This window comes from Thalassovita sp., assembly GCF_034670005.1.
In the GTDB taxonomy this organism is placed as follows: domain Bacteria; phylum Pseudomonadota; class Alphaproteobacteria; order Rhodobacterales; family Rhodobacteraceae; genus Thalassobius.
This window is the reverse complement of the sequence record NZ_JAXMOH010000002.1, coordinates 253,920-268,325: the sequence shown is the minus strand read 5'-3', so window position 1 is coordinate 268,325 and position 14,406 is coordinate 253,920. Positions and strand designations below refer to the sequence as shown.

14 protein-coding genes are annotated in these 14,406 nt (G+C 58.3%); 5 read left to right on the top strand and 9 right to left on the bottom strand.

The window, feature by feature from the left end; genetic code table 11:
- The first annotated feature begins 62 nt into the window (after positions 1 to 62).
- On the top strand, positions 63 to 935 hold the full coding sequence (locus tag VOI23_RS05200; RefSeq protein ID WP_323782552.1) for an NAD(P)-dependent oxidoreductase: 873 nt from the start codon (positions 63 to 65) through the stop codon (positions 933 to 935).
- Here VOI23_RS05200 and VOI23_RS05195 read toward each other — a convergent pair whose 3' ends face one another.
- From VOI23_RS05195 to VOI23_RS05185, 3 genes are all read right to left on the bottom strand, one after another.
- The gene (locus tag VOI23_RS05195; protein ID WP_323782549.1) at positions 936 to 1,271 is read right to left on the bottom strand and encodes a DMT family transporter; all 336 of its coding nucleotides are present in this window, start codon (positions 1,269 to 1,271) and stop codon (positions 936 to 938) included.
- A gap of 139 nt (positions 1,272 to 1,410) precedes the next feature.
- The gene (locus VOI23_RS05190) at positions 1,411 to 2,625 is read right to left on the bottom strand and encodes an NADP-dependent isocitrate dehydrogenase (protein WP_323782546.1); all 1,215 of its coding nucleotides are present in this window, start codon (positions 2,623 to 2,625) and stop codon (positions 1,411 to 1,413) included.
- 133 nt (positions 2,626 to 2,758) lie between these two features.
- Positions 2,759 to 3,973: a multidrug effflux MFS transporter gene (locus VOI23_RS05185; RefSeq protein WP_323782543.1), complete on the bottom strand. Its 1,215-nt coding sequence runs from the start codon at positions 3,971 to 3,973 to the stop codon at positions 2,759 to 2,761.
- 192 nt (positions 3,974 to 4,165) lie between these two features.
- On the opposite strand from VOI23_RS05185, the gene VOI23_RS05180 reads away from it, so the two are divergent.
- Complete coding sequence (locus VOI23_RS05180) at positions 4,166 to 4,489, top strand: hypothetical protein (RefSeq protein ID WP_323782540.1); 324 nt, start codon at positions 4,166 to 4,168, stop codon at positions 4,487 to 4,489.
- Positions 4,490 to 4,510: 21 nt separating this feature from the next.
- On the opposite strand, the gene VOI23_RS05175 is transcribed toward VOI23_RS05180, so the two are convergent.
- Together VOI23_RS05175 and VOI23_RS05170 are read right to left on the bottom strand one after the other, a co-directional pair.
- Positions 4,511 to 5,158, bottom strand: a complete 648-nt coding sequence (locus VOI23_RS05175) for a DsbA family oxidoreductase (protein ID WP_323782537.1) — start codon at positions 5,156 to 5,158, stop codon at positions 4,511 to 4,513.
- 66 nt (positions 5,159 to 5,224) lie between these two features.
- On the bottom strand, positions 5,225 to 6,754 hold the full coding sequence (locus VOI23_RS05170; protein WP_323782534.1) for a class I adenylate-forming enzyme family protein: 1,530 nt from the start codon (positions 6,752 to 6,754) through the stop codon (positions 5,225 to 5,227).
- Between the two features lie 63 nt (positions 6,755 to 6,817).
- Here VOI23_RS05170 and VOI23_RS05165 point away from each other — a divergent pair, with 63 nt between their 5' ends.
- Positions 6,818 to 7,444, top strand: a complete 627-nt coding sequence (locus VOI23_RS05165) for an XRE family transcriptional regulator (RefSeq protein WP_323782531.1) — start codon at positions 6,818 to 6,820, stop codon at positions 7,442 to 7,444.
- Positions 7,445 to 7,558: 114 nt separating this feature from the next.
- Here the strand turns inward: VOI23_RS05165 and VOI23_RS05160 are convergent, their stop codons facing one another.
- Positions 7,559 to 9,373 (bottom strand): extracellular solute-binding protein, encoded by a 1,815-nt coding sequence (locus tag VOI23_RS05160; RefSeq protein ID WP_416376506.1) that lies wholly within the window; start codon positions 9,371 to 9,373, stop codon positions 7,559 to 7,561.
- 266 nt (positions 9,374 to 9,639) lie between these two features.
- Between VOI23_RS05160 and VOI23_RS05155 the strand changes: the two genes are divergently transcribed.
- Together VOI23_RS05155 and VOI23_RS05150 are read left to right on the top strand one after the other, a co-directional pair.
- Entirely contained in the window at positions 9,640 to 10,413 is a 774-nt protein-coding gene (locus tag VOI23_RS05155) for a 3-hydroxybutyrate dehydrogenase (protein WP_323782528.1), read from the top strand.
- A gap of 86 nt (positions 10,414 to 10,499) precedes the next feature.
- On the top strand, positions 10,500 to 11,537 hold the full coding sequence (locus VOI23_RS05150; RefSeq protein WP_323782524.1) for a patatin-like phospholipase family protein: 1,038 nt from the start codon (positions 10,500 to 10,502) through the stop codon (positions 11,535 to 11,537).
- Here the strand turns inward: VOI23_RS05150 and VOI23_RS05145 are convergent.
- The 3 genes from VOI23_RS05145 to VOI23_RS05135 all read right to left on the bottom strand — a co-directional run bounded on the left by VOI23_RS05145 (position 11,534) and on the right by VOI23_RS05135 (position 14,143).
- Positions 11,534 to 12,247: a DUF502 domain-containing protein gene (locus VOI23_RS05145; RefSeq protein ID WP_323782521.1), complete on the bottom strand. Its 714-nt coding sequence runs from the start codon at positions 12,245 to 12,247 to the stop codon at positions 11,534 to 11,536. The two genes, VOI23_RS05150 and VOI23_RS05145, sit on opposite strands and share 4 nt — an antisense overlap.
- A gap of 100 nt (positions 12,248 to 12,347) precedes the next feature.
- Positions 12,348 to 13,253, bottom strand: a complete 906-nt coding sequence (locus tag VOI23_RS05140; RefSeq protein ID WP_323782518.1) for a pseudouridine-5'-phosphate glycosidase — start codon at positions 13,251 to 13,253, stop codon at positions 12,348 to 12,350.
- Positions 13,250 to 14,143 (bottom strand): PfkB family carbohydrate kinase, encoded by an 894-nt coding sequence (locus VOI23_RS05135; RefSeq protein WP_323782515.1) that lies wholly within the window; start codon positions 14,141 to 14,143, stop codon positions 13,250 to 13,252. The genes VOI23_RS05140 and VOI23_RS05135 overlap by 4 nt, the downstream gene beginning before the upstream one ends.
- Between the last annotated feature and the right edge of the window lie 263 nt (positions 14,144 to 14,406).

Genomic DNA, 14,406 nt, shown 5'->3' with positions numbered 1-14,406 from the left:
CCTTGCCTTCGCGCCGATAGCTAGCCACAAACCTAGGGAAAGACAAACAATTGGGGGCGAATATGGCGAAAGTAGCTTTTCTGGGTCTGGGTGTGATGGGCTATCCCATGGCGGGACATCTGCAAAAATCCGGTCATACAGTCACGGTTTACAATCGTACGGCTGCAAAGGCGGAAAAATGGGTTTCCGAACATGGCGGCCAGATGGCGCAAACGCCGAAAGAGGCTGCGGAAGGTTGTGATTTTGTCATGGCCTGCGTTGGTAATGACGACGATTTGCGCGCGGTCTGCCTTGGCGAAGACGGGGCTTTCGCGGGCATGGCTGCAGGGACGATTTTTATCGACCATACCACCGTGTCGGCCAAGGTGACCACCGAATTGAGCGCCACGGCAAAGGATCAGGGTCTGTCCTTTGTCGACGGTCCGGTGTCCGGCGGTCAGGCCGGGGCGGAAAACGGTCAGCTGGTGGTGATGTGCGGCGGCGAAGAAGATGCCTATGCCAAAGCCGAGCCGGTGATCGACGCTTATGCCAAGCTTTGTAAACGGCTAGGCGAAAGCGGCGCGGGTCAGATGTGCAAAATGGTCAATCAGATCTGCATTGCCGGGCTGGTTCAGGGCCTGTCCGAAGGATTGAACTTTGCTGAAAAGGCGGGTCTGGATGGGCGCGCGGTGGTCGACGTGATCGGCGGCGGCGCGGCGGGGAGCTGGCAGATGGTGAACCGCTATGAAACCATGATCGACAATCAGTTTGAACATGGCTTCGCGGTGGACTGGATGCGCAAGGATCTGGGCATCTGCCTGTCGACCGCTGATGAAATCGGCGCCTCGCTGCCGGTGACCGCGCTGGTCGATCAGTTTTACAAGGATGTGCAGGCGCTCGGCGGTGGGCGTTGGGACACGTCCAGCCTGATCAAGCGGCTTCGCGCGCCGTCCTGATCACGAATGACCTGTGTTTGAAAACAGGTTGATGACAAGGATCCCGGCCAGGATCAGACCCATGCCCAGCACCGCGGCAAGGTCCAGTTTCTGGCCGAAGATCACAAAACCGATCAGGGCAATCAGGATGATGCCCAAGCCGGACCAGAGCGCATAGACGATACCGACTGGCAGTGCCTTCAGGGTCAGGGACAACAGCCAGAAACTGCACCCATAGCCCGCGATCGCCAATAGTGACGGCAACAGCCGGCTGAATTGCTGGCTGGCTTGCAACGAAGTTGTGCCGATGGTTTCGGTGGCCACCGCCGCCAATAGAATAAGATATGTTTTGGGCATAGGTGTCCTAAAATTCTAACGCGCAATGTACCAATCCCGAAAGTCAGGATCGTGCGTCCAGTAGCGACCAGAAAACCCGTGCGAGTGCAAGCAAAACAATCAAAACCGCAAACAGGGGCATATCCCTGCCCGGCAAGCGTCAGCCAGCCAAAGCTTTGCTCAGATTATCATCGATCTTTTCGAGGAACCCCATCGTGGTCAGCCACCCTTGATCGGGCCCGACCAGCAGGGCCAGGTCCTTGGTCATAAATCCGCTTTCGACCGTATCGACGATCACTTTTTCCAGTGTCTCGGCAAAGGTCATAAGGGCGGTGTTTTCATCTAGCTTGGCGCGGTGTTTCAACCCACCGGTCCAGGCATAGATCGAGGCGATCGAGTTGGTCGAGGTTGCTTCACCCGCCTGATGCTGACGGTAATGTCGGGTGACGGTGCCATGTGCGGCTTCGGCTTCGACGACCTTGCCGTCGGGCGTCATCAGTTGCGAGGTCATAAGACCGAGCGATCCATAGCCCTGCGCAACGGTATCAGATTGCACATCGCCATCATAATTCTTGCAGGCCCAGACATAGCCGCCGGACCATTTCAGACAGCAGGCGACCATATCGTCGATCAGCCGGTGTTCGTACCAGATACCGGCCTCTTTGAACCGGTCTTCGAACTCTTCCTCATAGACTTGTTGAAACAGGTCCTTGAACCGGCCATCATAGGCTTTGATGATGGTGTTCTTGGTAGACAGGTAGACCGGCCATTTCAGCGATAGCCCGTAGTTGAGCGACGCACGGGCGAAATCAATGATCGAACTGTCGAGATTATACATCCCCATGAATACGCCCGCCGAAGGGGCGTCATAAACGTCGCGTTCAATCTCGGTGCCGTCTTCTCCGACGAATTTCATCGTCAGCTTACCCGCGCCCGGGAAATGGAAATCCGTTGCCTTGTATTGGTCGCCAAAGGCATGGCGGCCCACCACGACAGGTTTGGTCCAACCCGGCACCAACCGGGGTACGTTGCGGCAAATGATCGGTGTGCGGAACACCACGCCGCCAAGAATGTTGCGGATGGTGCCGTTAGGCGATTTCCACATCTGTTTCAGGTCGAATTCTTCGACCCGGGCTTCGTCCGGGGTGATGGTGGCGCATTTGACCGCGACGCCGACCTCTTTGGTTTTCAGCGCAGCGTCGATAGTGATCTGATCATCGGTCCGGTCGCGTTCCTCGATGCCCAGATCGTAATAAAGCAGATCAATGTCGAGATAGGGCAAGATCAGCTTGTCCTTGATAAAATGCCAGATGATGCGGGTCATTTCATCACCGTCCATTTCGACGATGGGATTATCTACCTTGATCTTCGACATGGGGGGCTCCTTTGCGCGGGACCGAAACGGATGCGTCGATGCCGTCATAGACGGAAAATGGACTTGGATCAATTACTGTATGCGATTGTATACCGTAAATGTGAGATAGCCTCTCGGTTTGCTTGAAAACGGGTCAGGCAAAGCCGCGGATTTCGAGCCTGCGCATATGTTGCAATGTGACAAATGCCAGCCCGGCCGCAATCGCGATGCCGATCGACAGCGGCAAGGGCGTGCCGTCAAAGGCAAGCCCCACCGGTGCTGCGATAGCGGCGCCAATGACGGTGGCAAGGCCACCACTGACACTGGCCGCAGTACCCGCGATATGGCCCAACGGTTCCATCGTGATGGCGTTGAGATTGCCCAGAGTCAGGCCAACCTGAAAGAAAATCGAGGTCATCCAGACCAGGAAGATATAGAACATCGGGTCACCGCGCAGCCCGGCAAGCCAGATCACCGTCATCAGCACTGAAAGCACCATTTGTGTGCCAAGCGCCAGTGTCGCCAGCGCCCGCATCCCATACCGCATGACCAGAGCTGCATTGAGAAGGCTGGCCGAACCGGAAATCAGTGCCATGCCTGCAAACCAATAGGTGAAATGATCGCCCTGATCGAAAACGTCAAAAAAGATTGGCTGAATCAAGCTAATCGACATGAAGAGCAATGAAAAGCACAGCGTTTGCGCCAGAATGGAATAGCGTACGGTCGGGTGGACAAACATTTCCAGAACCGCTTTCCAAAGGGTTTGCAGATGCAGCGGACGGCGGGCGTCTCTGGGCAGCGATTCCGGTTGCCGCCAGCCAAGCCAGCCCGCGGAAAACAGCGCGAACAGGACAAAGGTAAGGAAGATGCTGCGCCAGCCGGACAATTCGATAATCCACGACCCCAACAGCGGCGCCACAGCGGGGACCAGGGTGAATACCATCATTGCAAAGGACATGATCCGCGCCATACCACGTCCGGCATAGAGGTCGCGGACAATAGCCAGTCCAACGACCCGGGGCGCGGCAGCGCCAAGGCCCTGAATGACACGTGCGGCCAATACAAGTTCCAGCCCCTGCGCCACATAGCACAGCAATGCCCCGAGAATATACAGTCCGGCCCCGGCCAAGATCACCGGTTTGCGTCCAAACCTGTCGGATAGCGGACCGGTAAAAAATGTCCCCACGCCCATGCCAAGCACAAAGCTGGTCAGCACCAATTGTGCCCGGTTCGCATTCTCGGGACTAAGTTCCAGCGCGATCTGGGGCAGGGCGGGCAGCATCGAATCTATCGAAAAGGCGACAGTTGCGAAAAGCATTGCCAACAGAGCAATGAATTCAACACGGGAAAGGGGGGATCGGGGTGTCATGCGAAACCTTCGGATAATGTCTCTCTGGCGCTATCACAGCCGGTGAAAAGGGGCCAGATGGGACGATTACGGTGTTTGCATGATGTGAATTGGACCTATCACCGGGGCGGGATGTCGCATTCCCTTAGTGCTGACATAATGTATCTGATAAAAAAAGTAGGAAATAAATTTGGCTACTGAGCGAGGCTGATCATGTCAAAGAAACTGTTCGCCCTATCGGGTTTGATCGCAACATTGGCCGGTTCCGGGATGGCGCTGGCGTCTGGGCCGGGCGAAAAACACGCCACGGGGCCGTATTACCTGGAGGGCGGCGCATTCGTCTATGAAGCGTTCGAAAAGGCGTTGGATCATGTCGATCTGGAAGGATGTCCGGCAGAATTCGATCCCGACACGGTATTCTGCAGGATGACGCTGCATGACGACCAAGCGCATGTTTTCGTCTTTTCCTATGAGGGTGATCAACCGCTTCTGGCGATCAAGTCCTATCTGCTGACCGATGGTTTTCTGCCGTTTTAGACCTACCGCGTCGCGGTGCATTCAACCTTGGGCACTGGACATGATTTCGTCGATAACCTTCAGCCACAGGTCGGTTGCCTGCGCGCCGGGCACCGCGTGCTGGCTGGCGACAATGAAAGTGGGAACCGAATTTACCCCCATTTCGCGCGTGGCGCTGTCGCGGTCACGAATTTCCTGTTCGTCGGCATCCGTCGCCAGCAAGCGGCGTACAACAGCAGCATCCATGCCGCAACTATCAGCAATATCGGCCAGTGTATCATGGTCACCGATATCCCGGCCGTCCTGAAAATAAGCCTTGAACAACGCCGAAACCACCGCCGTCTGCATACCTTCGATCCCGGCCCAACGGATCAGACGATGCGCATCGAGCGTATTTGGCGTTTTTTCGATGGCGTCGAAATTGATTTGCAGACCTGCCTGTTCGGCGTGTTCGACCACGGGCATATACGCTTTGATCGCGCCGTCCTTGCCGCCGAATTTGTTTTCCAGATAGCTGCGCCGGTCCACGCCTTCGCGCGGCATGTCGGGGTTGAGCTGGAACGGATGCCATTCAATGACGAAAGGATGGTTGGGGCGCTGCTCCAGCGCCCGGTCCAGATAGGTCTTACCGATATAGCACCACGGGCAGATCGGGTCTGAAACAATATCGAGCTTGACCGCTTTTTCCATCATTCACGTCCTTTGTTATGCGCCCCCAACTAGGACGAATTACAGCCTCTGGAAAGGGGCGGCGGTCTAAATTTGCTTTGCGGCGGTCGAAAACAGTGGTTTCAGGGCTTTACGCGACAGCTTGCCATTCGGATTGGTCGGCAGGCTGTCCAATCGAACCCAGGCGCGCGGTTGCTTGTACCGGGCCAGGTTTTGCTGCGCGAAGGCGTTCAGCGCGTCCTCTGGCAGCGGGGCATCGGCGGTGTAGAAGGCGACGATGATGTTTGTATCCTGTTTGATTTCCACATCCGTTACGCCGATGTCACGAATTCCGGGGCAGTGGTGCAGCGCTGTTTCCACTTCCAGAGGCGAGACGCGATAGCCACCTGCATTCATCATGTCATCCCCGCGCCCGGCATAGTCGATTTGTCCGTCATCGCGCATCGCACCGTGATCGCCGGTCATGAACCAGCCATCCTGAAACCGGGCTTCGGTTTCTTCTTGTGCACCGTAATAACCCAGCATCAGACCGGGATCGTTGCGGTCAATGGCGATGGTGCCTTCCACGCCGCGTTCAACCGGCCCGTCGGGACCCAGAATGGCAATGCGACGGCCCTTTTGCGGGCGTCCCAACGATCCGTCCGTGGCAGGACTGTCTGGACTGGCGGAAATGAAGGTGGAGCATTCCGACATGCCGTAAGCTTCGAAAATCTCTTTGCCAGTGGTGGCGCGCCAGGTGTTGCGGAGCGCGACGGACAGTTTTTCGCCAGCCGCCAATCCGTGCCGCAGCTTGGGCAGGTCCATGCTGCCGTGATGATTGAGAAGTTTACGGTAAACCCCCGGTGCCGCAGCAAAAATAGTTGCGTCGTGACGTTTCAGGAGAAGCGGAATCGCATCAATCGGGACGTCCTTGGCGGGGATCAGCGCGGTGGCGCCGACGCTCCACGGGTCCATCAAGCCGGTGCCCAGAGTGAAGGTCCAGTTGAAGGCGCCCGCATGGAGCAGACGGTCGGTCCGGCTCAACCCGTACCATCCGTCATGCATCATCTGCCGGGCCCAGATCGCGCGATGGGCATGGCAGACCGCGCGCGGATTGCCCGAGGTGCCCGAGGTGTAGATGATATAGGCCAGCCGGTTCGGATCGCCCATTGCGTAATCGGCGGGCGGCAGAGCGCGCATCGCCAGTAATTCGTCTGTATCGATCACCGGTAACCCGGTATCGTCCGGACAGGCCACACCGGCATCGTGAAGGATGCCTGCCGGCGACAGTTGCGCCACCATTTTCGCAACCTCCGGCGCAGTCAGCATCGAAGATGTCGGCACCGGCACCAGACCGACTGCGATCGCGGCCAGATAGGCAATAGGAAATTCCACGGTATTTCCCAGTCGCATCAATAGGATGTCGCCCGGTTTGAATCCTTTTTGCAGCAATCCGGTGGCGGTGCCCAGCACTGCGGCTTGCAATTTGGCATAGCTCCATCGGTCCGACCCGGTCGGCGACAGTACGGCCAGTGCGATCTTGTCAGGCAGATCTTCGGCATGGGCCAGAACATGGGCCGCTAGGTTGAACGGTTCGGGGCAGGGCGCGGGCGCGCCTTTATCGAAAATGGCAATCATGGCGTTGATCTAAACACAGCTGCCGCCCGTTGCAAGAAATCGCAGTACTGCTATGAAAGCTGCATGACCGAGGACCGCGACCCAAAATCCCTGATCCGTATCGCCCGCGAAAGCGGGACCGAGGCGGTGCCGGAACCGCTCGACTTGCCCACGCGGGTGCGCGAGCTTCGCAAATCGCGTGGGCTGACACTGGAACAGGCGGCAGGCCAGGCCGGGTTGGCGCGGTCGACACTTTCGAAGATCGAAAACGGCCAGATGTCTCCGACCTACGAGGCGCTGAAGAAACTGGCGACCGGGTTGGGAATTTCGGTGCCGCAACTGTTCACCCCGCCGAGCCGGGAAAAGGTGAACGGGCGCATGGCGGTGACACGGGCGGAGGAAGGTGTGGCGCAGGCCACCGTGACCTATGAGCATGAATTGCTCGCCTCCGCGCTGACCAAGAAACAGATGCTGCCCTATCGTGCCCGGGTGAGGGCACGGTCGATGGGTGAATTCGACGGCTGGGTCCGCCATGATGGCGAGGAGTTCCTCTATGTGCTGACCGGGGTGGTCCGGCTGTATACTGAATTCTACGAACCGGTCGAAATGCGCCGTGGTGACAGTGCTTATTACGATGCGACGATGGGCCATAACGTGGTGTCGGTCAGCGCGGATGACGCCACAATCCTATGGGTGACTTCGCTGGCATGAGCGGTTGAAAGATTGGGCGCGGCCCAAGGCCGCGCGCAGTTCTGTCTCGGCTCCGGCCTGCGGCCTCTGCCTCGGGATTGCCTCCGGCGGGAGTATTTTTACCAAGAAGAAAGCCTAGTTTTTCACCCACCACAGGTCCGGCATCCAGGTATAGCGGGCGCCATAGATCGGAATGGTGTCGGGATAGGCGAGAGACGCGTCATGTGCGATGCGGTCGGGGCCGAAGCCCCAGATCGGAATGACATACCGCCCGGCGGTCAGCACCCGGTCGAGCGCGCGGGTGGCGGCGATGAAATCCTGCCGGTCGGTCGCCTGCAGCATGGTATCGATCATCGCGTCGATAGCGGGATTCTTGATGCCGGGCAGGTTGCGAGAGCCTTGGGCATCTGCGCCCGCGCTGCCCCAGTAGAGCTTTTGTTCATTCCCGGGGCTGAGCGAAAGGTCGCGACGGATCGGGATCATGTCGAAATCCTGACTTCTTTCGCGGGCTGCATATTGGGCATTGTCAACGGTGGAGATCGTCATGTCGATCCCGAGCCGTTGCAGCGCCTGGCGGTAGATCGACATCACGGCCTGACCGCTATGATCGCCTTGCCGCAGCAACAAATCAAACCGGAATGGTGTGCCGATGGAATTGACCAATTGACCGTTCTGTACCGTCCATCCGGCCTGTTCCAGCAGCTTTACCGCCTTGCGCAGATCGCCGCGATTGCGCGGCGAGCTATCGCCTTTGGGCAGGGCGGGGCCATCCAGCGTGCCGGGAGGCAGGCTGTTTGCAAAGGGCAGGAGCAGATCGCGCACTTTGCCTTCTGCCGGACCAGGCCGAAATCCTAGTTCGGAATTGGAGAAATAGGAGGTGATACGGCTTTGACGGTCTCCGGTCACGGTGGCGTTGATATAGGGGAAATTAAAGGCCAGCAGCATTGCCTGCCGCACCCGCCAATCGGAAAACGGTGCGCGCCGGATGTTCATCGCATAGCCGGTGATGCCGGTCGGGCGCTGATGGGAGATTTCCGATTTCACCATCTTGCCGGAGGTAATAGCGGGAAAATCATATTGTGCGGCCCATTTTTCGGCGTTGAATTCGCGGTGGGCTGTCAGGACGCCGGCTTTGAAGGCTTCGAACATGACACTGTCATCGCCGAAGAATTCCAACCGGATTTCATCGAGGTTGGCGGTGCCCCGGCGCAATGGCAGGTTCTTGCCCCAGTAATCAGGATTGCGGCGAAAGCTGACGAAACGCCCCTGTTCATATTCGCCGATCACGTATGGGGCTGATCCGATCGGGATGTCATGCAGGGTCGAGGCGGCGAAATCCCGGTTCTGCCATTGCGCCTTTTTCAAGATCGGGCGCAGCCCGGCGATCAGCGCCAACTCACGGTCCGTGGTGTTAAAGCTGATCTTCAGGCTCCGTGGCCCGGTCTGTTCGATCTTGTCGATTTTACCGTGAAAACCCAAATAGCGGGGATGGCCCTCGGTGCCGAGGGTTTCGAAGGACCAGATCACGTCTTCGACGGTGACCGGGCTGCCATCGGAAAAACGAGCCTCGGGGCGCAAGGTGAATTCGACCCAGGAGCGGTCTGCGGGCAGCTCGATCGATTCGGCGAGCAGCCCATAAAGCGAAAACGGTTCGTCCCAATTGCGCCCCATAAGTGATTCGAAACAAAGGAATCGCTGCATCCAGGGGGCGGTGCCTTTGCGGATGAACGGGTTGAGCGAATCGAATCCGCCCGTGGTTCCTTCGACCAGACGGCCACCCTTGGGGGCATCGGGGTTGGCATAGGGTAAAGATTGAAAATCTGCAGCCAGTGCCGGTTCGCCATACATGGCGATTCCGTGTGCCGGGTCGGCGGCAAGCGCGGACCCCAGCAAAACAAGCGCGAAAGCGCAACCCAGCCGTCTCAGCGGGTGGAAAATCAGTGGTCGCATTTTGGCAACAATCCTGCTCAGCCCTTTGTTTCTTATCACTTAGCCTATCGGTGGATTCAGCCCAATTCAATTTTTTAGCTTGGAAGCGAGCGCGGGAAGGCTTATAAAGGAGTCACTGCTCGATAGGTTTCTTGCCTGTATGAAACCTGCCTCAATAACTTAACGCCGGCTTCGTGCCGGCGTTTTTTTTGTATTTTCACCTAATCGCCAGCGCCGCTTCGGTCATGTATGCTGCAGATGCATAATGACAGGAGGATCTGAGGGTCATGGCATTGAAAGGCAAGACTGCGGTAGTCACCGGGTCGAATTCGGGTATCGGTCTGGGCGTGGCGCGGGAATTGGCGCGGGCCGGGGCGGATATCGTTTTGAATTCCTTTACCGACCGGGAGGAAGATCACGCATTGGCGCGGCAGGTCGCTGAGGAATTCGGCATCACCGCCCGCTATATCAAGGCAGACATGTCGAAATCCGCAGAGTGCCGGGCACTGATCGAACAGGCCGGGGTTTGCGATATTCTGGTCAATAACGCCGGGATTCAGCATGTGGCACCGATTGAAGAGTTTCCGGTGGAAAAATGGGATGCGATCGTTGCGATCAATATGTCATCTACCTTTCACACCACCGCCGCTGCTTTGCCAATGATGCGCAAAGCGGGCTGGGGCAGGGTGGTCAACATCGCCTCGGCCCACGGGTTGACTGCGTCACCGTTCAAATCGGCCTATGTTGCGGCCAAGCACGGGGTGGTCGGGCTGAGCAAGGTAACCGCGCTGGAAACCGCAGAAGAGCCGATCACCTGCAATGCGATCTGCCCGGGTTACGTGCTGACCCCGCTGGTCGAGGCGCAGATCCCCGATACGATGGAAAAATACGGCATGGGCCGCGAAGAGGTGATCAAGAAGGTCATGCTGGAACGCCAGCCGAGCCGCGAATTCGCCACCGTGGAACAACTGGGCGGGACGACCGTGTTCCTGTGTTCGGACGCGGCGGCGCAGATCACCGGCACCACGATCAGCGTCGATGGCGGCTGGACCGCGCTTTGACGCCGGCGCACCCGGTAGGGACGCATGGCCCCTGCCGGGTGTATTCGATCAATACTGAAATGGCTGCACTGGGGTAGGGTGATCGGATGACGAAGAAACGGATCAATCTGGCCCTGCAGGGCGGCGGGGCTCATGGTGCTTTTACCTGGGGGGTGTTGGAGCGACTGCTGGAACATCCCGATCTGGAAATTGCTGCGATCTCGGCCACGTCGGCCGGAGCGATGAACGGGGCGGCGCTTAAGGCGGGGTGGGTTGAAGACGGCGCGAAGGGCGCGGTGGGGCGACTGAACTGGCTCTGGACGCGGCTCGGCGCCATTCAGGACATGCGGATGACCGGTTGGATGGCCGATCTGTTTCCCGATGCCGGATTTCTGAACGCGGCGATGGAACTTTCCTTTCCGTACGCATTTGCGGAAACCCTGTCGCGGATGACATCCCCCTACGGGTATGGTCCGTTTTACAGCAACCCGCTGGAACCGGTCGCGCGGGAATTCGATTATGACAAGGTCTGTTGCGACATCGGCCCGCGCTTGTTCATCGGGGCCACCAATGTGCGTAGCGGCGCGGTGCGGGTGTTTTCGGGAAAAGAAATCTCAACCGATGTTCTGCTCGCATCATCTTGTTTGCCGACAATATTTCAGGCGGTCGAGATCGAGGACCCCGAAACCGGAAAGGTGGATGTCTATTGGGATGGCGGCTACACCGGCAATCCAGCGCTGTTTCCGCTGTTTGCGACGGAACTGCCCGACGACATTCTGATCGTGAACATCAATCCGCTGCAACGCGACGAGATTCCGGTCACACCGCAGCAGATCAACAACCGAATCAATGAAATCAGCTTCAATACATCGTTACTGCGGGAATTGCGGGTGATTTCCTATGCGCAGAAGCTGGAAAGCCAAAACGGAGATCCGAAACACGGTATGGCGCGTCTGAATATCCACATGATCGCAGACGATGCGTTGATGAATGAACTTTCTGTGAGCACGAAAATGCTGCCCAGCCCGTTTGTCCTGCTCAAGCTGAAATCGGCGGGGCGGAAAGCGGCGGATCAGTTCCTTGAAACCCATTTCGACGATCTGAACACGCGCAGCAGCGTCGATCTGAACGCGATGTTCGGCTAGGCTTTGTTTGCGATCGGTTTGGGTTGTTTCTTTTCACCGGCTTTTTTCTTGTCGCTGGGATAGACCAGACCCGCCGAAATCACCAATTTGGCGGCATCTTCTACAGTCATGTCGAGTTCGATCACATCCGCGCTCGGAAAATACAGCAGGAAGCCTGAAGTCGGGTTTGGCGTGGTCGGAACGAAAACGCTGAGCAGATCATCATCATCCGGATGACCGGCGCGGGCGGCGACTTCGCCTTTTGCCTCGGTGGACACAAAGCCGATGGCCCAGATGCCTTTGCGCGGGTATTCGACCATACAGGCTTTCTCAAAGCTGCGTTCGGACTGTGTGAATACAGTTTCTGCGATCTGTTTGACGCCGGAATAGATCGACCGGACCACCGGCATCCTTTGGACCAGAGATTCCGCGAACCGGATCAGCGACCGGCCCATCAGTCCCTTGGCAATCCAGCCGACCAGTATGGTGAAGAACAAGAAAAAGAGAATGCCGACGCCGCGCAGGTTGATGCCGACATATTTTTCCGGCTGAAACCTTTCAGGAACCAGCGGCAAAACGAAACTGTCGACCCAGCCGGCAAACGACCATAGGAACCAGATCGTCAAGCCGACCGGCGCAATGACAACAATCCCCGTCAGGAAACTGGACCGCAGCCGGGCGAACATTCCCGGACGGCGGGTTGGAAGGTCTTCATCGAAAGGGGTTGTCATCTGGAAGGCACCGCATGATCAAGGGCGTTGCCGCCTATCTAGGCACTTTGGACAGCTATCACAATGACCCGATGGCGTTTGGCGTGGCGGTATTATCGGCTCAGATCAATTCGCGGGCGATTGCGGCGGCCAGGCGCGCATTGTTCAGCACCAGTTCGATATTGGCATCCAGCGACCTGCCTTCGGTCAATTCGAAAATCCGTTGCAACAGAAACGGTGTCACCGCCTTACCGCTGATGCCTTGGGCTGTCGCTTCGGCTGTGGCCTGGGCAATCACCGGAGACATCACCGATTGTGGAATCTCGGCGTTTGTTGGGATCGGATTGGCGACAAGTTGCCCGCCGGGCAGGCCCAGACGCGCCCGCATCTTGTGCGCTGCGGCGATATCGGCGGCATTGTCCATCCGCAACGGCGCGATCAGGTCAGAGGTGGCCGACCAGAAAGCGGGGAAGGATTGCTGACGGTAAGCGATGACCGGCACTCCCAGTGTTTCCAGCACTTCCAGTGTTTTCGGTACATCGAGGATCGCTTTGGCCCCGGCGGCGACAACGGTGACCGGGGTTTGCGACAGTTCGCGCAGATCGGCAGATATGTCGAAGCTGTGCTCGGCGCCCTTATGCACCCCGCCAATGCCACCGGTGGCAAACACGGCGATGCCTGCAAGATGCGCGGCGATCATGGTCGCCGCGACGGTGGTTGCCCCTGTGCGCCCTTGGGCCATGCAGGCGGCCAGATCGGCACTGCTGAGCTTGGCCACGTCGCGCGCTTTGGCCAGCGATTGCAACTGTTCATCGGTCAGACCCGCATGAAGATTACCGTCGATCACTGCGATTGTGGCCGGGGTTGCCCCTGCCGAGCGCAGTTCGGATTCGACCCGACGGGCGGTTTGCAGGTTCTGCGGATAGGGCATCCCATGAGTGATGATGGTGCTTTCCAGCGCCACGATGGCGCTGCCGGCTTTTTGGGCCGCGCTCACTTCGGGTGACAGAACCGGGGCAAAGGTCATGCTGGTTGTTCTCCGGATACATAGGCTGCGGCAACGGCAAGTGCGCGGTTCAGTGCCTGTTCGCGGGTCATGCCGCCGCGTTCGGCGGCCATGTGGGCGGCCATGAACGTGTCACCCGCGCCGGTGATGCGGGTGACCAGGACTTCGGGCGGTGTGGCATTGATCACGCCTTGGGCGCAGCCATCGCTGGCCGACTCGGCGCCATGAGTGACCAAGGCGCGTGCAGCGCCGCGTTCGACAAGAGCGGATGCTGCCTGGGTCGAATTGTCAAAGTTTTGCTGGCACAGCAACCCGGCCTCTTCGAGATTGACATAAAGAACGGCGCGCGAGTGACGCAGGAACGGTCGCAGACGCTCCGCCTTGCCGGGAGACGCCGGAGCGACACGCAGATCAGCCCGGGCAAAGGCCGCATGGGTGGCGATGTTTTCCAACAGCGCATGGGTCAGGTTGCCATCAAGCGCAATCAGCCCCTCATAGGGCGCGCTATGCGACCCCAGTGGTCCGTTGATCAGCGGGTGCAGGATCTTGTCGCCTGCTGCTTCCAGTGAAAGCGCGTCGGCGATCGCCGCAATCAGCCCGTTGGCTCCTTCGACCGCCATATACTTGTCGGTCGGCAGATCATGGGACCGATAGGCATGTGCGGTGTCGATGCCCAAACGCTGGCAGGTTGCCAGCAGTTCGTCGCCTTCCAGATCGCGGCCGACGGCGGTGAGGACTGACGGTTTCAACCCCATCCGACCAAGCGCCATGGCGATATTCATCGCCACCCCTCCGGGAAGCCGTTCAATCCGGCCCGGCACGTCAGAACCTTGCCGCATCACGATGGGGGCGCGGCCGATCACGTCCCACAGCACGGAACCGATACAAAGGATATCTGGGGTATTTTTCATCGGATCGTTTTTGCCGCCAATACCCGACCGCTGCAAGGGCCGTGACGTTGGCTGCGGCGAATATGTCTGAGGTTGGTTGCGGCGCAGTCCCGATGTATTCGTTCCGGGTTGCTGCTGTATTACCGGTTCGGCACTTGCCAGTTCATTTTGGTCAAAATACGCGGAACCTGCGATCCAGGTGTCCTGCACGAAAGGGGCGAAATCGGCCCCGAATCCGAATGAGGGTTGCCAAGCCTTTTGAAATGGCTTAGATGCGCGCTCAC

Excerpts from the sequence above, each read along its gene's own strand:
- VOI23_RS05200 (WP_323782552.1), top strand. The coding sequence starts at position 63 with ATGGCGAAAGTAGCTTTTCTGGGTCTGGGTGTGATGGGCTATCCCATG.
- VOI23_RS05195 (WP_323782549.1), bottom strand. The coding sequence starts at position 1,271 with ATGCCCAAAACATATCTTATTCTATTGGCGGCGGTGGCCACCGAAACC.
- VOI23_RS05190 (WP_323782546.1), bottom strand. The coding sequence starts at position 2,625 with ATGTCGAAGATCAAGGTAGATAATCCCATCGTCGAAATGGACGGTGAT.
- VOI23_RS05185 (WP_323782543.1), bottom strand. The coding sequence starts at position 3,973 with ATGACACCCCGATCCCCCCTTTCCCGTGTTGAATTCATTGCTCTGTTG.
- VOI23_RS05180 (WP_323782540.1), top strand. The coding sequence starts at position 4,166 with ATGTCAAAGAAACTGTTCGCCCTATCGGGTTTGATCGCAACATTGGCC.
- VOI23_RS05175 (WP_323782537.1), bottom strand. The coding sequence starts at position 5,158 with ATGGAAAAAGCGGTCAAGCTCGATATTGTTTCAGACCCGATCTGCCCG.
- VOI23_RS05170 (WP_323782534.1), bottom strand. The coding sequence starts at position 6,754 with ATGATTGCCATTTTCGATAAAGGCGCGCCCGCGCCCTGCCCCGAACCG.
- VOI23_RS05165 (WP_323782531.1), top strand. The coding sequence starts at position 6,818 with ATGACCGAGGACCGCGACCCAAAATCCCTGATCCGTATCGCCCGCGAA.
- VOI23_RS05160 (WP_416376506.1), bottom strand. The coding sequence starts at position 9,373 with ATGCGACCACTGATTTTCCACCCGCTGAGACGGCTGGGTTGCGCTTTC.
- VOI23_RS05155 (WP_323782528.1), top strand. The coding sequence starts at position 9,640 with ATGGCATTGAAAGGCAAGACTGCGGTAGTCACCGGGTCGAATTCGGGT.
- VOI23_RS05150 (WP_323782524.1), top strand. The coding sequence starts at position 10,500 with ATGACGAAGAAACGGATCAATCTGGCCCTGCAGGGCGGCGGGGCTCAT.
- VOI23_RS05145 (WP_323782521.1), bottom strand. The coding sequence starts at position 12,247 with ATGACAACCCCTTTCGATGAAGACCTTCCAACCCGCCGTCCGGGAATG.
- VOI23_RS05140 (WP_323782518.1), bottom strand. The coding sequence starts at position 13,253 with ATGACCTTTGCCCCGGTTCTGTCACCCGAAGTGAGCGCGGCCCAAAAA.
- VOI23_RS05135 (WP_323782515.1), bottom strand. The coding sequence starts at position 14,143 with ATGAAAAATACCCCAGATATCCTTTGTATCGGTTCCGTGCTGTGGGAC.